The 20077-nt window shown below is 61.6% G+C and carries 16 protein-coding genes, 4 tRNA genes and 1 riboswitch; of the genes, 12 read left to right on the top strand and 8 right to left on the bottom strand.

All coding sequences use genetic code 11. The features are described 5' to 3' along the window. Positions 1–231: 231 nt before the first annotated feature. From IH404_RS19165 to IH404_RS19150, 4 genes are all read right to left on the bottom strand, one after another. Positions 232–996: an ABC transporter ATP-binding protein gene (locus tag IH404_RS19165; protein WP_005789799.1), complete on the bottom strand. Its 765-nt coding sequence runs from the start codon at positions 994–996 to the stop codon at positions 232–234. After that, on the bottom strand, positions 993–1997 hold the full coding sequence (locus IH404_RS19160) for an iron ABC transporter permease (RefSeq protein WP_005789798.1): 1005 nt from the start codon (positions 1995–1997) through the stop codon (positions 993–995). The genes IH404_RS19165 and IH404_RS19160 overlap by 4 nt, the downstream gene beginning before the upstream one ends. Next, entirely contained in the window at positions 1994–3004 is a 1011-nt protein-coding gene (locus tag IH404_RS19155) for an ABC transporter substrate-binding protein (protein WP_005789796.1), read from the bottom strand. The genes IH404_RS19160 and IH404_RS19155 overlap by 4 nt, the downstream gene beginning before the upstream one ends. A gap of 114 nt (positions 3005–3118) precedes the next feature. Beyond that, a riboswitch (cobalamin riboswitch) is annotated at positions 3119–3313 on the bottom strand. Between the two features lie 22 nt (positions 3314–3335). Then, positions 3336–4265 carry a DNA/RNA non-specific endonuclease gene (locus IH404_RS19150; RefSeq protein WP_032803649.1) on the bottom strand — a complete coding sequence of 310 codons (930 nt, stop codon included), beginning with the start codon at positions 4263–4265 and terminating at the stop codon, positions 3336–3338. A gap of 136 nt (positions 4266–4401) precedes the next feature. On the opposite strand from IH404_RS19150, the gene IH404_RS19145 reads away from it, so the two are divergent. After that, positions 4402–5463 (top strand): M4 family metallopeptidase, encoded by a 1062-nt coding sequence (locus tag IH404_RS19145; protein ID WP_005789792.1) that lies wholly within the window; start codon positions 4402–4404, stop codon positions 5461–5463. Positions 5464–5492: 29 nt separating this feature from the next. Next, positions 5493–5798, top strand: coding sequence for a protealysin inhibitor emfourin (locus IH404_RS19140; protein ID WP_005789790.1), 306 nt, complete (start codon positions 5493–5495; stop codon positions 5796–5798). A gap of 17 nt (positions 5799–5815) precedes the next feature. On the opposite strand, the gene IH404_RS19135 is transcribed toward IH404_RS19140, so the two are convergent. Next, positions 5816–7210: an aldehyde dehydrogenase family protein gene (locus IH404_RS19135; protein ID WP_194438779.1), complete on the bottom strand. Its 1395-nt coding sequence runs from the start codon at positions 7208–7210 to the stop codon at positions 5816–5818. Between the two features lie 103 nt (positions 7211–7313). Between IH404_RS19135 and IH404_RS19130 the strand changes: the two genes are divergently transcribed. Further along, positions 7314–8186 (top strand): LysR family transcriptional regulator, encoded by an 873-nt coding sequence (locus tag IH404_RS19130; protein WP_194438778.1) that lies wholly within the window; start codon positions 7314–7316, stop codon positions 8184–8186. Between the two features lie 106 nt (positions 8187–8292). Here IH404_RS19130 and IH404_RS19125 read toward each other — a convergent pair whose 3' ends face one another. Together IH404_RS19125 and IH404_RS19120 are read right to left on the bottom strand one after the other, a co-directional pair. Then, positions 8293–8502: a hypothetical protein gene (locus IH404_RS19125; RefSeq protein WP_005789784.1), complete on the bottom strand. Its 210-nt coding sequence runs from the start codon at positions 8500–8502 to the stop codon at positions 8293–8295. Positions 8503–8603: 101 nt separating this feature from the next. Then, positions 8604–9800, bottom strand: a complete 1197-nt coding sequence (locus IH404_RS19120; protein WP_194438777.1) for an amino acid aminotransferase — start codon at positions 9798–9800, stop codon at positions 8604–8606. Positions 9801–10143: 343 nt separating this feature from the next. On the opposite strand from IH404_RS19120, the gene uvrB reads away from it, so the two are divergent. From uvrB to IH404_RS19075, 9 genes are all read left to right on the top strand, one after another. Next, the gene (gene uvrB / locus IH404_RS19115; RefSeq protein ID WP_005789781.1) at positions 10144–12159 is read left to right on the top strand and encodes an excinuclease ABC subunit UvrB; all 2016 of its coding nucleotides are present in this window, start codon (positions 10144–10146) and stop codon (positions 12157–12159) included. 186 nt (positions 12160–12345) lie between these two features. After that, complete coding sequence (gltX, locus tag IH404_RS19110; RefSeq protein WP_005789780.1) at positions 12346–13827, top strand: glutamate--tRNA ligase; 1482 nt, start codon at positions 12346–12348, stop codon at positions 13825–13827. A gap of 147 nt (positions 13828–13974) precedes the next feature. Continuing rightward, positions 13975–14050, top strand: a tRNA-Ala gene (locus tag IH404_RS19105). Positions 14051–14129: 79 nt separating this feature from the next. Beyond that, positions 14130–14205: transfer RNA gene (locus IH404_RS19100), tRNA-Glu, on the top strand. A gap of 50 nt (positions 14206–14255) precedes the next feature. Then, positions 14256–14331 (top strand) — tRNA-Ala (locus IH404_RS19095). An 80-nt stretch (positions 14332–14411) separates the two neighbouring features. Continuing rightward, a tRNA-Glu gene (locus IH404_RS19090) sits at positions 14412–14487 on the top strand. A 182-nt stretch (positions 14488–14669) separates the two neighbouring features. Continuing rightward, positions 14670–15209 (top strand): TetR/AcrR family transcriptional regulator, encoded by a 540-nt coding sequence (locus IH404_RS19085; RefSeq protein ID WP_005789779.1) that lies wholly within the window; start codon positions 14670–14672, stop codon positions 15207–15209. Between the two features lie 87 nt (positions 15210–15296). Beyond that, the gene (locus tag IH404_RS19080; RefSeq protein ID WP_194438776.1) at positions 15297–15731 is read left to right on the top strand and encodes a thioesterase family protein; all 435 of its coding nucleotides are present in this window, start codon (positions 15297–15299) and stop codon (positions 15729–15731) included. A 55-nt stretch (positions 15732–15786) separates the two neighbouring features. Further along, positions 15787–16767 (top strand): tRNA-dihydrouridine synthase, encoded by a 981-nt coding sequence (locus tag IH404_RS19075; RefSeq protein WP_005789777.1) that lies wholly within the window; start codon positions 15787–15789, stop codon positions 16765–16767. Here IH404_RS19075 and IH404_RS19070 read toward each other — a convergent pair. Beyond that, complete coding sequence (locus IH404_RS19070; RefSeq protein WP_005789776.1) at positions 16706–20026, bottom strand: EAL domain-containing protein; 3321 nt, start codon at positions 20024–20026, stop codon at positions 16706–16708. The genes IH404_RS19075 and IH404_RS19070 overlap by 62 nt on opposite strands. Between the last annotated feature and the right edge of the window lie 51 nt (positions 20027–20077).

Genomic DNA, 20077 nt, shown 5'->3' with positions numbered 1-20077 from the left:
TCGGCACCTCGCTTAGGCTCGGTGTGCCCGTAATCCGACAGGGATTTGGGGGGCCGCCGCCACGCGCCATCCATGGCGCGGGGCGGCTAAACCGGCATCCCTGCCGGTTTACCCCCCAAATCCCTGTCGAATTCCGGCCAGCGTGGTTTAACGGGGCGCCTAAGATCAAAAGCAGATCAAGAGCGACTCGCTTCGCATCGTGGTTACCGTCCGCTGTTACAACCCACGGTTTCAGTTGGAGCGCAGGCGCAGGATCTGCGCACCGTCGAACGGGTCCGTCAGGTAATGCCCCTGCACCCCGAATGTCTCCTGCAAGCGCTGTGGCGTCAGCACCTCCAGCGGTGCGCCCAGCGCCACCAGTTCTCCGCGATCCAGTACGGCCAGGCGATCACAGGTCAGCGCCTGATTCAGATCATGCAGGGCAATCAAGGTCGTCACCGGCAAGCCTTGCACGCCTTTGAGGATCGCCAGTTGATGCTGGATATCCAGGTGATTGGTCGGCTCGTCCAGCAACAAAATCTGCGGCCGTTGCGCCAGGGCGCGGGCGATGTGTACGCGCTGGCGTTCGCCGCCAGAGAGGCTGCGCCAGGCGCGTTGGCTCAGGTGGGTAGCATCTACGTCGTGCAGGGCCTGGTGCACGATGGCATCGTCTTCACGCGACCACGGGCTCAACGCAGACAGCCACGGCGTGCGGCCCAGGGCCACGGCGTCGAACACGCGGATGGCGTCGTCGGTGTCGGCCTGTTGCTCCACCACCGCCAGCTGTTGCGCGATGGTGCGGCGCGACAACTCACCGAGCGGCTTGCCACCCAGGCGAACATCGCCGCTGGCCGGCACACGTAATCCAGCCAGCAATTTGAGCAGGGTGGATTTGCCTGAACCATTGGGCCCGACGATCCCGAGGGTTTCACCCAACTGCACGTCCAGGTCAATGTCGCGCAGCAACTGCGCCTCACGCACTTTGAAGCCCAGGCCGCTGCAACTGAGCACGCTCATCGCGCATTCCTCCGGCCAATCAGGATCAGCGCAAACACCGGCGCGCCCACCAATGCGGTCACCACACCTACCGGAATCACCTGGCCCTTGATCAGGGTGCGCGACAGCACGTCCGCAGCGATCAAAAACAGCGCGCCACCCAAGGCGCTGGCCGGCAACAAGCGCGAATGCCCGGTGCCAAGCAACAGGCGCACCGCATGGGGAATCACCAAGCCGACAAACCCGATGGAGCCGACGATGGACACCATCACCGCCGTCACCAGCGCAGCGCAGGCCACCAGCACAAATTGCACGCGGCGCACCGGGATGCCGAGGGAGGCCGCCGAGTCGCTGCCGAAGGTAAACGCATCCAGTGCGCGACGGTGCCACAGGCACACCGCGAGCCCCACGACCGCCACCGGCACCGCCAACCACACCGACGGCCAGCGCACGCCGCTGAGGTTGCCCAGCAGCCAGAACATAATGCCGCGGGCCTGTTCGGAGCTGGCCGACTTGGTGATCAGGAACGCGGTCAAGGCATTGAACAACTGCGAGCCGGCGATGCCCGCGAGGATGATCTGCCCGGTACCGCTGGACGAACCGCTGGCCCGCGCCAGCAGCGTCACCAGCGCAAACGCCGCCATCGCCCCCACAAACGCGCCTGCCGACAACGACACCAAACCACCGCCCACGCCAATCAAGGCAACGAGTACCGCGCCGGTTGACGCGCCGGCGCTGATGCCCAGCAGGTACGGATCGGCCAGCGGATTACGCAGCAGCGATTGCAGGATCACGCCGCACGTTGCCAACCCTGCGCCGCAGGCTGCGGCCACCAGGGCCCGGGTGAGCCGATAGTTCCACACCACGCCTTCGTCGATGGGGTCCAGCACGAAGCCCGCGCCCCAGAGTTTATTGGCGAGCACCTGCAGCACCACCTGCGGTTCGATGGCGGTTTCACCGATGGCGACGCCAGCAAGCAGGGCGAGCAACAGCAGCGCCAGGGCGAGTAGGCTGCGCATCATTGGCCCAGGTCGTAGCCGTCGATGGCGGCGGCCAGTTGTTCAAGGCCTTCGAAGGTGCGCAGGCTCGCCTGCAACGCCAGGGCGTCGAGGATGATGATGCGGTTGTTCTTGACCGCGTCCATGTTGCGGGTCACCGGGTCGCTGCGCAGGAAGGCGAGTTTCTTTTCATGGTCGTCGGCCGGGTAGCGGCGGCGGTCCATGCGAGCGATCACCAGGAAGGTGGGGTTGGCCTTGGCGATGGTTTCCCAGCCCACGGCGGGCCACTCTTCATCGGACTGCACGACGTTACGCAGGCCTAGGGTTTGCAGCATGAATTGCGGCACGCCCTTATGGCCGGCTACGTAAGGGTCGCTGGCCATTTCGGCGCTGGAGAACCACACCAGTGCGCTGGCCTGCTTCAAGCCTTTGCCCTGCGCCGTAGCGACGGATTTGGCCAGGCGCGCCTTGAGTTCGTCGGCCAGTTGTTGGCCGCGATCCTGTACGTCGAAAATCTGCGCCAGTTGCTGGAGGCTCTGGTAGATCGTCTCGATGCGAAAGGGCTCCAACCGGGTGCCATCGGCGCCCACCAGGTTGTCCTTGCCTTCGCAGTCGGACGGCAACAGGTAGGTGGGGATCTTCAGTTCATGAAACTGCTCACGGGTGCCGACCACGCCTTGGGGGCCCACCACCCATTCCAGCTCGGCGGCCACCAGTTGCGGGCGCTTGGCGAGTACGGCTTCGAAGCTTGGCTCGTTGTTGGCCAGGCGCTCGATGCGGTCGTCCTGGGCCTTGTACTGCGCCGCCACGTTGTTGAACCACAGCGAAGTGCCGACCACCTTGTCGCCCACGCCCAGGGCGTAGAGCATCTCGGTGGCAGCCTGGCCGATGGTCACGCTGCGGGCGGGGGCGTGCTGGAAGGTCAGGGTGCTGCCGCAGTTTTGCACGGTCAACGGGTACTGAGTGGGCGCGGCTTGCGCCAGGGCACACATACCCAAGCCTGCGATCAGGGCGGTAACGCGTGGCAGCATGAGGCGATCTCCTTGTGAACCGTAGGTGCAGCAGGGGAGGTACGGCTCGGAAATACGCCCATGGACGCTGCTGATGGGCAGGGCCAGGATGTCCTTCCCGGACACCCCGCCGGTTAGTGAATTAGCTGGGCCGGCAGGTCTCCTGACTGATGCGTCGTCGCCTTGCTCCCGCCTTCCCGGACGCGGTCCAGTGGCAGTGGGGAGCAGGCTCGGCATCTACAGTTGCGGGGGCAGTTTCGGTTCACGTCGCGTGCGGCGTTTCGAATTCCCTGTTAGTCCCATACGGGAACCGGCGGCGATATGGTAAGCGATCACACCCTGTAGGCGCGAATCAGAGTCGAATATCTTGCGGCCCGCGGATCAGCGCTTCGATCCGGGTGCCTGTGGCGCGCTCTTCGTTGCTGAACCCGTCGTAGTCGGCCAGGTTGGCGAAGCGGATGCCGGTCAGTTGTTCGATCGCAATCACACTGCGCTGGTAGGTGCGAAGCGGGCCGAATACCAGGTCGAGTTGGCCCAGCTCGCGGCTTTGGTCAATCATGTAGGCGCTGGCGGACGGTTTGCCATCGTCGCTGAGGTAGGCCACTACTTTCCAGAACGCCCTGGGGATTTTTACGCCACGGTAAAGTCGGTCGTCATCGGCGAACACTGGCCCGGTAAATACCGTGGCGCGGGCTTTCCAGCGCTGGGTGTTGTCGAGAATGTAGTCTTCGAGTTCCAGCCAGGTCTTCTGGTTGAAGCCGCTCATCTGGGGCGAGCAGTTGGTGAAGTGAAAGGTGTCGAAGTTGGCGGTGTTCGCCTCGTCGCCCCAGTTGGGGTCCTGGCGCCGTACCAGGTGGCCGCGGTCCAGGCCATTGCCGGCATAGAGGTCTTCACCTGCTTGGGCGTCCAGAGGCAGGCGGCCATCGTAGGCCCAGGCGTCGTTGCTGCGCGTGATGTCCACATGCTTGGCGCCGTCGATATTGACCCCCACGTAGAGCGCCAATCGCCGGGAGCGCGACATGGTGATGGAGAAATGCGTGTAGTCCAGACGCTTGGGTTGCACGTCGCTTGCCAGCGGCTCGCCAACCGTGGGCCATGGCACCACGAAGTCGCTGAGGAAATCGTCGGCATAGCCCGCGCGGTTTTTGAAGTCCTTGGCCGCTGTGACACGCGGCGTCGCGGTTCTGGCTTCCAGCAGGCTGGGGCTGGCTGCGACCAATGGGCGCAGGTCGGCGAGCCTTGGGCGGTGGGAAAGGTCGATTTTGGCTGTGCGGGCGGGCATGGGCATGTTCCTTATGGGCCTCGGATAAACACCACTGAAACACAAACTCATGACAATTTGGCCCAGGTGGCGAACACAGGGCTATCCTGAAAACCGTTACCCGGACGTTCATCACACGCCAAAAAGGAGCCAGCTCATGTGTGTTCGCCAACCGCGCAACCCGATTTTCTGCCTGATCCCACCGTACATGCTCGACCAGATCGCCCGCCACGGGGATAAAGCCCAGCGGGAGGTCGCATTACGCACGCGCGCCAAGGACAGCACGTTCCGCTCGTTGCGTATGGTCGCGGTACCCGCCAAGGGCCCGGCCCGCATGGCGCTGGCCGTGGGCGCCGAGAAACAGCGCTCGATCTACAGCGCCGAAAACACCGACAGCCTGCCTGGCAAGCTGATTCGCGGCGAAGGGCAGCCCGCCAGTGGCGATGCCGCAGTAGACGAAGCCTATGACGGCCTGGGCGCCACCTTCGATTTTTTTGACCAGGTATTCGACCGCAACTCCATCGACGATGCGGGCATGGCGCTGGACGCTACGGTGCACTTCGGCCAGGACTACAACAACGCGTTCTGGAATTCGACCCAGATGGTGTTCGGCGATGGCGACCAGCAGTTGTTCAACCGCTTCACCGTGGCGCTCGACGTCATTGGCCATGAGTTGGCCCATGGCGTGACCGAGGATGAGGCCAAGCTGATGTACTTCAACCAGTCCGGCGCGCTGAACGAGTCGCTGTCGGATGTATTCGGTTCGTTGATCAAGCAGTACGCGCTGAAGCAAACGGCCGAGGACGCCGACTGGTTGATCGGCAAGGGGCTGTTTACCAAAAAGATCAAAGGCACCGCTCTGCGTTCGATGAAAGCCCCGGGCACCGCCTTTGATGACAAGCTGCTGGGCAAAGACCCGCAGCCGGGGCATATGGATGATTTTGTGCAAACCTACGAGGACAATGGTGGCGTGCATATCAATTCCGGCATTCCCAACCACGCGTTCTATCAGGTGGCCACCAAGATTGGCGGGTTCGCCTGGGAGCGTGCAGGGCGGATCTGGTATGACGCACTGCGCGATTCGCGGCTGCGGCCCAATTCCGGCTTTTTGCGTTTTGCGCGTATCACCCATGATATTGCCGGTCAGCTTTATGGCGTAAACAAGGATGAGCAGAAGGCGGTCAAGGCAGGCTGGAAAGCGGTGGGCATTAACGTTTGACGAAGCCGCCTGTGCGGCGAGGAACAGCCATGCGAATTTCAATCAAGGAAAGCGGCGGGGCGGCGTTTTTTCCAGGGTTGGCCAAACCGCGCAGCGTCGAACTGGACGCGTTGCCCGAGCAGGACCAGCAGGAGCTGCGGCAACTGATCGAAGACTCGGGTTTCTTTCGGTTGCCGCAAAGCACTCGCCCTGAACCAGGCAACCCCGGCCAGGTGCATTACACCCTGACAGTGACGGAGGGAGCGCGCGAGCACACGGTCTGTGTGCTCGCGCCGGTAAAACCCCAGGCCCTGGATGGTTTGGTGCAGTGCGTGCGACGACATATTAATTGTTGAGCGCCAAGGCTGGCAGGCTACTTACGATCCAGCCACACCGTCTGGGCATTGCAGAACTCGCGTACACCGAAGTGCGACAGCTCGCGGCCGAACCCGCTTTTTTTCACGCCGCCAAACGCCACCCGAGGGTCCGACACGCTGAACGCGTTGACGAAGACCCCGCCGGTTTCCAGCTGGTCGGCAATCGCTCGCGCCTTTGCCGCGTCGGCCGTGAAGATGCTGGCCGTCAGGCCGAACTCGCTGTCGTTGGCCAGGGCCACGGCGTGCTCGGCGTCGCGGGCGGTGATGATCGACGCCACGGGGCCGAACAGTTCCTGTTTGAACGACGTCATTTGGTCGGTGACGTCGGCCAGGACGGTCGGTTCGTAGTAATTGCTCGCGCCCGCGACTTTATGGCCACCCAACAGCAGCCTGGCGCCTTCTTCCAGGGTCGCCTGGACCTGGCCGTGCAGTTCGTCACGCAGATCAAAACGCGCCATGGGGCCGATATAGGTGGCGGTCGAGGTGGGTTCGCCCATCACCAGGGCGCGGCTGGCTTCCAGGAATTTGGCAGTGAAGGCTTCAACCACGCCGGCTTCGATGATCAAGCGCTTGGCGGCGGCGCAGACCTGGCCGCTGTTCTGAAAGCGGCCGATGACGGCGGCTTGTACGGCGGCGTCGAGGTTGGCGTCGTTGAGCACGATAAACGGGTCGGAGCCGCCCAGTTCCAGCACGCATTTTTTCAACGCGGCCCCGGCCTGTGAGCCGATGGCGATACCGGCGCGCACGCTGCCGGTGAGCGTCACGGCGGCGATGCGCGGGTCGGCGATGGCGGTGGACACGCCGTCCTGGGTCACGTTGATCACTTCAAACACGCCTTCGGCAAAACCGGCTTTGCGCAGCGCTTGCTGGATCAGGTAGGCGCTGCCCATTACGTTGGGCGCATGTTTGAGTACATAGGTGTTGCCGGCGAGCAGGGTCGGCACGGCGCCGCGCAGCACTTGCCACACCGGGAAGTTCCACGGCATCACCGCGAGAATCGGGCCCAGTGGGCGGTATTCGATCCGGGCGCTGCCGTTGTCCACCAAGGTAGGTTCCGGGGCGAGCATGGCCGGTCCGTGGGCGGCGTACCACTCGCTGAGCTGGGCGCATTTTTCAATCTCGGCGCGGGCCTGGGCGATAGGCTTGCCCATTTCCAGGGTGATCATCTGCGCCATGTCTTCAGCTTGCTCACGCAGGGCGGCAGCCAGGGCCAGCAGACAGTCGGCACGCTGGTTCACCGGGGTGTGGCGCCAAGTACGGAAGGCATCGGCCGCGCGGGTGAGGGCGGCATCCAGTTGTGCTGCGCTTTCATAGGGGTAGCTGGCAACGGTTTCACCGTTGGCGGGGTTGATCGACAAGGCGTGGGTCTGGTGGGAAATAGCGTTGTTCATGGCACCGTCCGGCTGAAAGAGTGAATGATGGCCAGCGTACGGGGCTGTATCTTTTCTGGAAACTGAATAATATTAAGCAATACGTTCATGAATGGAGAATGACTTGGATCTGGTGCAGCTGGAAATCTTCAAGGCCGTTGCCGAACAAGGCAGCATCAGCGCCGCCGCGCAGTTGATTCATCGGGTGCCGTCGAACCTCACCACGCGCATCAAGCAACTGGAGCAGGATTTGGGCGTGGAGTTATTCATCCGTGAGAAGAGTCGCTTGCGTTTGTCCCCCGCCGGGTGGAATTTCCTCGGCTATACGCGGCGCATTCTCGACCTGGTGCAAGAAGCCCGCGCCACGGTGGCGGGGGAGGAGCCCCAAGGTGCGTTTGCCCTGGGCTCGCTGGAGAGCACGGCGGCGGTGCGTATCCCGGCGTTACTAGCGGCGTATAACCAGCAATACACCAAGGTGGAGTTGGACCTGAGTACGGGCCCCTCGGGCACCATGATCGAAGGCGTACTGTCGGGCCGGCTGACGGCGGCCTTTGTCGATGGCCCGGTGCTGCACTCCACGCTGGAGGGTGTGGCGGTGTTTGAGGAGGAGATGGTGGTGATCGCGCCGCTGCATCACGCGCCGATCAGCCGGGGGCAGGATGTGAATGGCGAGAACATTTATACGTTTCGCTCGAACTGCTCGTACCGGCATCACTTTGAACGCTGGTTTTCACAGGATGGCGCGGTGCCGGGCAAGATCTTCGAGATCGAGTCGTACCATGGCATGTTGGCCTGTGTCAGCGCCGGGGCCGGGCTGGCGCTGATGCCGCGCAGTATGCTGGAGAGTATGCCGGGGTGTGCGGCGGTGAGCGTGTGGCCGCTGCCCGACACATTCCGTATCTTGAATACCTGGCTGATCTGGCGGCGGGGCACGGTATCGCAGAGTTTGAACAGCTTTGTAAAACTGCTGGAAGAACGCAATCTACCAGCACCGTAGATCAAATGTGGGAGCTGGCTTGCCTGCGATAGCGGCGGTTCAGTTAAAGATTCATTGAATGACACACCGCTATCGCAGGCAAGCCAGCTCCCACAGGTGTCTTACATCAGCCGCCAAATTGCAGGGTGCCCATCGCCAGTTTGGCCATGATCGCCGTTGCACCCAGTTGCACCAGCCATAAAGCCAACCCTCCAAGAAATACACCTAACGCCACTTGCAGCACCAAACTTTTCTGGCGCTTGGCTTGCGGTGCGCGTGGGGCGTAGTCGTGCAATTCGTCGCGGTCGGCGCGCAGGTCCAGGTCATCGTTTCTCATAGGGTTCTCGCAGCAAGGAGGCAGTCGGCGTTCAGTCTAGTGTGTTCGCCAATAAAAAGGGGGAAGCCAATGGCTTCCCCCTTCGTCTAACGCTTGCCGGCTTACAGCACCTCGACAATCGCCTTGGTCACCGCACCAATGTTCGACTGGTTCAGCGCCGCCACACAGATACGCCCGGTGTCCAGTGCATAGATGCCAAACTCGGTACGCAGGCGTGTGACTTGCTCAATTGTCAGGCCGGAGTAGGAGAACATCCCGCGCTGGCGACCGACGAAGCTGAAGTCGTGACCTGGCGCAGCCTTGGCCAGCTCGGCCACCATCTGCTCGCGCATACCGCGGATGCGCAGGCGCATTTCGGCCAACTCGGCTTCCCACTGAGCGCGCAGCTCAGGGTTGTTCAACACTGCGGCAACGATGGCTGCGCCGTGGGTGGGCGGGTTGGAGTAGTTGGTGCGGATCACACGCTTGACCTGGGACAGGATGCGCGCGCTTTCTTCCTTGGACTCGCTGACGATCGACAGCGCGCCTACTCGCTCGCCATACAGCGAGAACGACTTGGAGAACGAGCTGGACACAAAGAAGGTCAGGCCCGACTCAGCGAACAGGCGCACTGCGGCGGCGTCTTCGTCGATACCGTCGCCAAAGCCCTGGTAGGCCATGTCGAGGAACGGCACCAGGTTTTTCGCCTTGACCACCTCCAGCACGTCTTGCCAGTCGGCCGGACTCAGGTCGACGCCGGTCGGGTTGTGGCAGCAGGCGTGCAGCACCACGATGGACTGTGGCGGCAGGGCGTTGAGGTCTTCGAGCAGGCCGGCACGGTTCACGTCGTGGGTGGCCGCGTCGTAGTAACGGTAGGTCTGCACCGGGAAACCGGCTTTTTCGAACAGGGCCTGGTGGTTTTCCCAGCTCGGATCACTGATGGCGACGACGGCATTGGGCAGCAGTTGCTTGAGGAAGTCAGCGCCGATTTTCAGTGCGCCGGTACCGCCCACGGCTTGCGCGGTGATGACTCGGCCAGCGCTCAGCAGCGGGGACTCAGCGCCGAACAACAGCTTTTGCACCGCTTGGTCGTAGGCCACGATACCGTCGATCGGCAAGTAGCCACGGGCGGCGTGTTGCGCCACGCGAATGGCTTCCGCTTCGGCAACGGCACGCAAGAGTGGAATTTTCCCCTCCTCGTTGCAGTAAACGCCCACGCCAAGGTTGACCTTGGTGGTTCGTGTATCGGCGTTGAATGCTTCGTTGAGGCCCAGGATAGGATCGCGTGGTGCCATTTCGACAGCGGAGAACAGGCTCATTTTTGCGGCAGCTCTATGGGGGAAGGGAGGGACGTGTCGCGCTCCAGCCGAATGCACTAGAGCGGTGCACAAACGGGGAGCTAGTATAGAGGCCATCACCGCGCAGGGCGACAGCCGAAATGGCTTTTCGGCCAAGTTTTTCGGTTTATTTGCTGACCGTTAGTCTTATTGCAACCTTGAAGGGAAAGGACATGTAGGACGTCAGCCTTGAAACCCGTCACATTCGCCACCACTTCTACAGCTATCATGGTTTTTTCCTGCAACCTGCGATGATTATTCGCGGGTTGCTGAGCTATTTCGTCCCTGGCGGTGTCGAGTCTGGGGTGACTTCACGAGGTACGTTATGTCGGATTTCCAGCTCGTTACCCGTTTTGAACCCGCCGGCGATCAACCGGAAGCCATTCGCCAGATGGTCGAAGGCATCGAAGCCGGCCTGGCGCACCAGACGCTGCTTGGGGTGACCGGTTCCGGCAAGACCTTCAGCATCGCCAACGTGATCGCCCAGACCAACCGCCCGACCCTGGTGCTGGCGCCGAACAAAACCCTGGCCGCGCAGCTTTACGGCGAGTTCAAGGCGTTCTTCCCCAACAACGCGGTTGAGTACTTCGTTTCCTACTACGACTACTACCAGCCCGAAGCCTACGTGCCGTCCTCCGATACCTTTATCGAGAAGGATGCATCGATCAACGACCATATCGAACAGATGCGCCTGTCGGCGACCAAGGCGTTGCTGGAGCGCAAGGACGCGATCATCGTCACCACGGTGTCGTGCATCTACGGTCTGGGCAGCCCCGAAACCTACCTGAAGATGGTGCTGCACGTTGACCGTGGCGACAAACTCGACCAGCGCGAACTGCTGCGCCGCCTGGCGAGCCTGCAGTACACCCGTAACGACATGGACTTCGCCCGCGCCACCTTCCGGGTGCGCGGCGATGTGATCGACATCTACCCGGCCGAATCCGACCTGGAAGCGATCCGCATCGAGCTGTTCGATGACGAAGTCGAAAGCCTGTCGGCCTTCGACCCGTTGACCGGCGAGGTGATCCGCAAGCTGCCACGCTTTACCTTCTACCCGAAAAGCCACTACGTGACCCCGCGTGAAACCCTGATGGGCGCCATCGAGGGTATCAAGGTCGAGTTGGCCGAGCGTCTGGAGTACCTGCGTTCCAACAACAAGCTGGTGGAAGCCCAGCGCCTTGAGCAGCGCACCCGTTTTGACCTGGAAATGATCCTGGAGCTGGGCTACTGCAACGGCATCGAAAACTACTCGCGCTACCTGTCGGGTCGCGAATCCGGTGCGCCGCCACCGACCCTCTATGATTACCTGCCGCCGGACGCCTTGCTGGTGATCGACGAATCCCACGTCAGCGTGCCGCAGGTGGGGGCCATGTATAAGGGCGACCGCTCGCGTAAGGAAACCCTGGTGGAGTACGGCTTCCGCCTGCCGTCGGCGCTGGACAACCGGCCAATGCGCTTTGACGAGTGGGAGGCCATCAGCCCTCAGACCATCTTCGTATCGGCGACGCCCGGCAACTATGAAGCCGAGCACGCTGGTCGCGTGATCGAGCAGTTGGTGCGACCTACTGGCCTGGTGGACCCGGAGATTGAAATCCGCCCGGCGCTGACCCAGGTTGACGATCTGCTGTCGGAGATCAACAAGCGTGTGGCCCTGGAAGAGCGGGTGCTGGTTACCACATTGACCAAGCGCATGTCCGAAGACTTGACCGACTACCTGGCCGACCACGGCGTGCGCGTACGCTACCTGCACTCGGACATCGACACTGTGGAGCGGGTAGAGATCATCCGCGACCTGCGCCTGGGGACCTTCGATGTGCTGGTGGGGATCAACCTGCTGCGTGAGGGCCTGGACATGCCCGAAGTGTCGCTGGTGGCTATCCTGGATGCGGACAAGGAGGGCTTCCTGCGCTCCGAGCGCTCGTTGATCCAGACCATCGGCCGGGCGGCGCGTAACCTCAATGGCCGGGCGATCCTGTATGCGGACCGCATCACCGGTTCCATGGAGCGGGCGATTGGCGAGACCCAGCGGCGTCGCGACAAACAGATTGCGTTCAACCTGGAACACGGCATCACCCCCAAGGGCGTGTTCAAGGATGTTGCCGACATCATGGAAGGCGCCACCGTGCCAGGCTCGCGCAGCAAGAAGCGCAAGGGCATGGCCAAGGCTGCCGAGGAAAGTGCCAAGTACGAGAACGAACTGCGCTCGCCGAGTGAGATCACCAAGCGGATTCGGCAGTTGGAAGAGAAGATGTACCAACTGGCGCGGGACCTGGAGTTCGAGGCGGCGGCGCAGACGCGGGATGAGATTGGCAAGTTGCGCGAGCGCCTGTTGGCTGTTTGATTTGCGTTGATTGGGCTGGCCTCATCGCGGGCAAGCCTGGCTCCCACATTGATCTGTGAACGCGGTCAAAATGTGGGAGCTGGCTTGCCTGCGATGGCCGCGCCTCGGTTTTCCAGAAATCACCCAGGCTGTTACCATTCGCCCCTTGTTTCAATTTTCAGTTTTATCGCCCATTCGAGACCTGCCATGACCACCGTCCGCACGCGCATTGCGCCATCGCCTACTGGGGATCCCCACGTCGGTACTGCTTACATCGCCTTGTTCAACTACTGCTTTGCCAAGCAGCATGGTGGCGAATTCATCCTGCGGATCGAAGATACCGATCAACTGCGCTCCACCCGTGAGTCGGAACAGCAGATTTTCGATGCCTTGCGCTGGCTGGGCATTACCTGGGCTGAAGGTCCGGACGTCGGCGGCCCGCATGGCCCGTATCGCCAGAGCGAGCGCAGCGACATCTACAAGCAATACACCCAGCAACTGGTCGACATGGGCCACGCCTTCCCGTGCTTCTGCACCGCCGAAGAGCTGGACCAGATGCGCGCCGAGCAACAGGCCCGTGGCGAGACCCCGCGCTACGATGGCCGGGCGCTGCTGCTGTCCAAGGAAGAAGTGGCCGCACGCCTGGCGGCTGGCGAACCCCACGTTATCCGCATGAAAGTGCCGAGCGAAGGCGTGTGCGTGGTGCCGGACATGCTGCGCGGTGACGTCGAAATCCCGTGGGACCGCATGGACATGCAAGTGTTGATGAAGACCGACGGCTTGCCGACGTACTTCCTGGCCAACGTGGTCGACGACCATCTGATGGGCATCACCCATGTGCTGCGCGGTGAAGAGTGGCTGCCATCGGCGCCGAAACTGATCCTGCTGTACGAATACTTCGGCTGGGAGCAACCGCAGCTGTGCTACATGCCGCTGCTGCGTAACCCGGACAAGAGCAAGCTGTCCAAGCGCAAGAACCCAACGTCGGTAACGTTCTACGAGCGCATGGGCTTTATGCCTGAGGCGATGCTCAACTACCTGGGCCGCATGGGCTGGTCGATGCCGGACGAGCGGGAGAAATTCTCGTTGCAGGAAATGGTCGACAACTTCGACCTGTCCCGTGTCTCCCTCGGCGGGCCGATCTTCGATATCGAGAAGCTGTCGTGGCTCAACGGCCAGTGGCTGCGTGACTTGCCCGTGGAAGAGTTTGCCAGCCGCGTGCAGCAATGGGCGTTGAACCCCGAGTACATGATGAAGATTGCGCCGTTGGTGCAGGGCAGGGTAGAGACATTCAGCCAGGTCGCACCCTTGGCCAGTTTCTTCTTTGCCGGCGGCGTGAATCCGGATGCCAAGCTGTTTGAATCCAAAAAGCTCTCCGGCGACCAGGTTCGCCAACTGATGCAGTTGATCCTGTGGAAGCTCGAAAGCCTGCGCCAGTGGGAAAAAGATGCGATCACGGCCACGATCCAGGCGGTAGTGGAATCCCTTGAGCTGAAACTGCGCGATGCCATGCCGCTGATGTTTGCCGCGATCACCGGGCAAGCGAGTTCGGTGTCGGTGCTCGATGCGATGGAAATCCTCGGCCCGGACCTGACCCGTTTCCGCCTGCGCCAAGCCCTTGATTTGCTTGGTGGTGTGTCGAAGAAAGAAAATAAGGAATGGGAAAAGCTGCTGGGCGCCATCGCTTAAGCAGGCCGTTGCAGTGACGAAACCCCGGTTTTCCGGGGTTTCGTCGGTAAGTGATTGTTATCCCGGCAAAAAATTTTGAAAATTGTTGAAAATAAATTTGACACGTTTCCAAACCGCCATTAAGATTCGCCCCGTCCTCACCGATGAGGGGCTATAGCTCAGCTGGGAGAGCGCTTGCATGGCATGCAAGAGGTCAACGGTTCGATCCCGTTTAGCTCCACCAATTTACAGGTTCAAGGTTCCGGCCACACCGTCCTTGAATTGATCAGGTCTCAGCTCTGATCAGATGTACAGAAGGTTTTGTCCCCTTCGTCTAGTGGCCTAGGACACCGCCCTTTCACGGCGGTAACAGGGGTTCGAGTCCCCTAGGGGACGCCAGTTTCAACAAGCAGCTCGAAAGGTCTGCTGCGTCGCGAGACGAAAAATCCGGGGCTATAGCTCAGCTGGGAGAGCGCTTGCATGGCATGCAAGAGGTCAACGGTTCGATCCCGTTTAGCTCCACCAATTTTACAGGTTCAAGGTTCCGGCCACACCGTCCTTGAATCGATCAGTTCTCAGCGCTGATCAGTGTATAGAAGGTTTGTGTCCCCTTCGTCTAGTGGCCTAGGACACCGCCCTTTCACGGCGGTAACAGGGGTTCGAGTCCCCTAGGGGACGCCACGATTACCCGCTTTGCGGGATTTTTAAGGGTCATTCAATTATTGAATGGCCCTTTTGTTTGTCTGGCGTTTGGCCATTTTCTCGATTGATTCCATTTTTTTGTTCTGACCGGCGGTCGTACCTTTCGCTTGCGCAATATTATTATGGTAATAATATCCAACCCATGACAGACGGAGGCCTTGATGAGCGATAAAAAAGCGCAAACCCGCGAACGTATTTTGCAGGCTGCCAGCGCGGCATTGATCCAGCGCGGCCCGGCTGAGCCGAGTGTGGGGGAGGTCATGGGGGCGGCAGGGCTGACCGTCGGTGGTTTCTACGCGCACTTTGAAAGCAAGGACGCGTTGATGCTGGAGGCGTTCAGCCAGTTGCTGGCGCAGCGCCGGGCCTCTATCGACGATCTGGACACGCAACTCACCGGCGAAGAGCGTCGTGCGCTGGTGGCGGCCTTCTATCTGTCACGCAAGCATCGTGATTCAACCTCCCAGGCCTGCCCCTTGCCGGCCACAGTTGGCGAGATGGGTCGCTTGCCCGACGCATTTCGCGAGGTCTTGAGCGAGCACGTGGAGCTGATGACTGCGCAGCTGGCCGACAGCCCTGAAGACATCGACAAGGCACTGGCGGACATGGCCTTGATGGTGGGTGGCCTGACGCTGGCTCGCGCACTGGGGCCTGGTGAGTTGTCGGACCGTGTAATCCGTGCGGCCAAGTCGGCGGTGCGCTGAAGAGGCGCGCCTCGACTGCCGCCGTCTACAGCAGCGGCAAACCGCCTGATACACTGCCCCGCCGACATCAATCGACTGGAGCAAGGCATGGGCTGGGATTTGGCAACGCCGTTTATCATCGATCTGCAGGTTGCGCCTGAAGACATCGACGGCCTGGGGCACGCCAACAACGCGGTGTACGTGTCCTGGCTGGAGCGTTGCGCCTGGCGCCATTCCCAGCGCCTGGGGCTGGACCTCACGGAATACCGTCGCCTGGACCGCGCCATGGCGGTGGTACGCCATGAGATCGATTACCTGGCGGCAGGCTATGAGGGCGATGAGTTGCAACTGGCCACTTGGATTGTCGACTGGGATCAGCGCCTGAAAATGACCCGTCGTTTCCAGCTGGTACGCCCTCGCGACGGCGCGACGCTGCTGCGCGCACAAACCACCTTTGTGTGCATCGAGTTGTCCAGCGGCAAACCCAAGCGCATGCCTGCCGAGTTTATTGAAGGTTACGGTCCCGCCCTGACAAGGGGTTAACGGTCGCCGCCGGAAACCCAGTAAACTGCGCCACGATTTTTGTTGAGTGTTTTCCATGCAAATTGCTCTGGCGCCCATGGAGGGGTTGGTCGACAACATCCTGCGGGACGTGTTGACCCACGTGGGCGGTATCGATTGGTGCGTGACCGAGTTCATCCGTGTCAACGACCGCCTGCTCACCCCGGCCTATTTCCACAAGCTCGCTCCGGAACTGCTGCACGGTGCCCATACCGCAGCGGGTGTGCCGCTGCGTGTGCAACTGCTCGGCTCCGACCCGGTGTGCCTGGCCGAAAACGCTGCCCTGGCCTGCGAGCTGGGGTCTGAGGTGATCGACCTGAACTTTGGTTGCCCGGCCAAGACCGTCAACAAGTCCCGGGGTGGCGCGGTGCTGCTCAAGGAGCCGGAGCTGCTCAACCAGATCGTCGAGCACGTGCGCCGTGCCGTGCCCGCCCACATTCCCGTGACCGCCAAGATGCGCCTGGGCTTCGATAGCCCGGATGGCGCGCTGGTATGCGCCACCGCGTTGGCCGAGGGCGGTGCTGCACATATCGTCGTCCACGCGCGCACCAAAGCCGATGGCTACAAGCCGCCGGCCCACTGGGAGTGGATCCCGCGGGTGCAGGACGTGGTCAAGGTGCCAGTATTTGCCAATGGTGATATCTGGAGCGTCGAAGATTGGAAGCGTTGCCGTGAAATCAGTGGCGCCGAAGACATCATGCTCGGCCGTGGCCTGGTGGCGCGTCCTGACCTGGCAAGGCAGATTGTGGCGGCCAAGGCCGGTGAGGAAGTGGTCGAGATGACCTGGGCGCAGATGCAGCCGATGCTTCAGGAGTTCTGGCGCCAGTCGGTGGCGCAACTGACTGAAAAACAGGCACCCGGCCGCTTGAAGCAATGGCTGGCGATGCTGACGCGCAACTACCCGCAGGCAGTGGAGCTGTTCACCGCGCTGCGCCGCGAGACCGACCTGCAATGTGTCAGCCGTCTGCTGGGCATGCAGCATCCGGTCCCGCTCGACCCTGTTCCAGCAACCGCCTGAAGCCTTCTATCGGCAACGGACGGCTGTGCAGATAACCCTGGAATAAATGGCAGCCCAGCTTTTGCAGGAACGCCAGTTGCTCCGGGGTTTCCACGCCCTCGGCGATCACGTCCAGGTTCAAGCTGCGCGCCATGGCTACGATGGCGCGGATGATCTCCGCGTCATTAGGGTCGTGGGTGGCATCGCGTACGAATGACTGATCGATTTTCAATGCATCCACCGGCAGGCGCTTGAGGTAGGTCAGGGATGAGTAGCCGGTGCCGAAGTCATCCATTGCGAAGCTCACGCCGAGCTTTTTCAGGCGACGCATCTTCGCCACGGTGTCGTCCAGGTTCTGGATCACGATGCCTTCGGTGATCTCCAGTTTCAGCAGGCTGGAGGGTAGTTGATGCTGCTTGAGGCTGTGTTCTACCCGTTCCACAAAGTCGTTCTGGCGAAACTGCCGCGGGCTGATATTCACGCACAGGCTGAAATTGAGCGGGTCTACCAGACCGTCGGCAATCAACTGGGCAAAGGCGCCGCAGGCTTCATCGAGAATCCAGGTGCCGACTTCCAGGATCAGGCCGCTGTCTTCCAATACCTTGATAAATTCCGTCGGCGACTGCGCGCCCAGTTGCGGATGTTGCCAGCGCACCAGGGCCTCGGCCCCCACAATCCGGTTGCCACGCGCATCCACCTGGGGCTGGTAATGCACGCTGAACTCGCCGCGTGACAAGGCCAGGCGCAGATCGGTCTCCATGCGCAGTCGCTCGCTGGCGGTTTTTTGCATGCTGTTGTGGAACATTTGTGTGGTATTACGCCCTGAATCCTTGGCGCGATACAGGGCGATGTCGGCACGCTTGAGCAAATCGGCTGGCGTGGTGCCGTGGTCGGGAATCAGCGCTACGCCGATGCTGGGCGTGACCTGCAAACGATGGCCGTCAAGGAACATCGGCTCCGACAGCAACTCGCGCAATGTATCGGCCAGGCTTTGCACCTGGTCGCTGACCTCCTGGCGCTTGCCCTCAAGACCGCTGAGCAGCACCACAAACTCATCGCCGCCCAGGCGTGCCACGGTGTCCTCCATGCGCACGCTGGCTTCCAGGCGTGCGGTGACGATTTTCAACACGGTATCGCCCACCGGGTGGCCGAGGGAATCGTTGATGTGCTTGAAGTGGTCGAGGTCGAGGAACAGCAGGGCGCCGCGCAGGTTGTGGCGCTTGAGCAGGGCGATCTGCTGGCTCAGGCGGTCCATCAGCAGTGCGCGATTGGGCAGGTTGGTGAGCGGGTCGTGATAGGCCAGGTGGCGGATCTGCGCCTGGGCGTTTTTCAGCAGGCTGACGTCTCGTGCGGTCAGCAGCAGGCAGGGGGTTTCATTCAGGGTGATCGGCTCGACCGAGACCTCCACCGCCAGCACCTCGCCTCGTTTGTTGTGCCAGAGCATTTCCAGATGATGGATGCGGCCCTTGATCTGCAACTCGGCCAATAATGCCGCGCGCTGGTTTTCATCGGCCCAGATGCCGATCTGGTACAGGGTCAGGCCGATGGCTTCTTCGGTGCGGTAGCCGGTCAGGCGGCAAAAACCGTCATTGACCTCCACATAACGGCCGGTGTCGCGTTCGGTGATGGAAATCGCGTCAGGGCTGGAGTGAAACGCCTTGGCGAACTTCTCTTCACTGGCCTTGAGGGCGGCTTCCGAGCGTTGCTGCTGGGTGATGTCCCGAAGAGTGGTGACGATGCAGGGCTGGTCGCTGACCTTGATCAAGCGGCTGGAAATGACGCAGGTCAGGCTTTGGCCGTCCTTGTGATGCACCACGATGGCCACATTACTCAGGGCCTGTTCGCGAATCACCTGCTCGATGCGTTGCAGGCGCTTGCTGGAGTCGTCCCACAGGCCGATTTGTTCGGCGCTTTTGTCCAGTACTTCGGCGGCTGTCCAGCCAAAGGTCTGGGTAAACGCCGGGTTGATCTCGATAAAGGCGCCGCTCTCCAGGCAGGTCACGCAGATCGGGTCGGGGCTGGCCTGGAACAAGCTGGCAAATTTTTCCTCGGAGGCGGTGAGGCGTTGTTCGCGTTCGACCTGGTCGGTGATATCCAGCAAGGTGCCCGCCATGCGCAGGGGTTTGCCTGCTTCGTCGCGGTACAGGCGCGCACGGCTTTCCAGATAGCGTGGGCTGCCGTCCTCCAACTGCACGCGGTAGGTCAATTGGTAGTTGCCGTCCGGGCCTTCACGCAAGCTGCGGTAGGCATTGCGCATGCCCTCGCGATCCTGGTCGGACATCCCTTCGAAAAACGCATCGAAGGATTCATGAAAGGGCGCCGGTTCGAGCCCGTGCAGTTGGGCGGCGCGGGCCGAGCCGTAGAGCATGCCGCTGGGGATGTGCCAATCCCAGGTGCCCAGTTGCGCGGAATCCAGGGCCAGGTCGAGGCGTTCCTGGCTGTCCTTGAGCGCTTGCTCGGCATTTTTGCGCTCGGTGGTGTCCAGGAACGTGCTGATCAGGTAAGCCTCACCGTCCAGTTCCACCTTCTGGGCGCTGAGGGTGCCGTCGTGGATCTGGCCGTTGCTGGCGCAGAACTGCACCTCCATGGTGATGGGCTCGCCTTTGCGCTGAGTGGCCTTGACCAGCAGTGCACGCTGCTCCGGATGGCGCCACAGGCCCAGTTCCAGGGTAGTACGGCCGATGGCATCGGCCACCGGCCAGCCGAACAGCATTTCGAAATACTGGTTGGCTTCGCTGATCAAGCCATCGGCCTGGCGGGTCAGTAGCACCATGTTCGGGCATAAATGGAACAATGTGGCGAAGCGCTTTTCGGAGTGGCTGAGGGCGTGTTCGCGGTCGCGCTGATGGGTGATCTCGCGGATCACTCCGATCATGCGGCGCCGTCCGGCTTTTTCCGGCGCGAGGCTGCCGCTGATTTCCAGCCAGTGCAGGCTGCCATCGGGCCACTGGATGCGATGGTGCATGGCACGTTCGAACGGCTCTCCTGCCAGGACCGCGTGAAAACCACGCACCACCCGTGCGCTGTCTTGCGGGGCCAGCAAGTCAAGGTAGTCGAGGTCCTTGGGCAAGGGTTGATGCGGGTCAAAGCCGAATAACGCTTGAGTACCCCGTGACCAACTGATTCTTCCCGTGTCGATTTCCCAGCACCAGGCGCCCAGCCGGGCGGCATTCAGGGCTGCCAGCAATTGCGGGGCACTGTCCCAGCTTTGCTCCGCCGCTTGGGGGTCCAGGGCGTAGATGCGGGGCAGGGGAGGTACGGGGTCGCCGGGGTTGCGCATTGTCAATGGGCCTTGGCTCGGTGAGAAGACAGCGCGGTTTTCCTTGAAACC

Source organism: Pseudomonas sp. OST1909 (assembly GCF_015277575.1).
Lineage (GTDB): Bacteria > Pseudomonadota > Gammaproteobacteria > Pseudomonadales > Pseudomonadaceae > Aquipseudomonas > Aquipseudomonas synxantha_A.
This window is presented reverse-complemented; position numbering and strand designations above follow the sequence as displayed.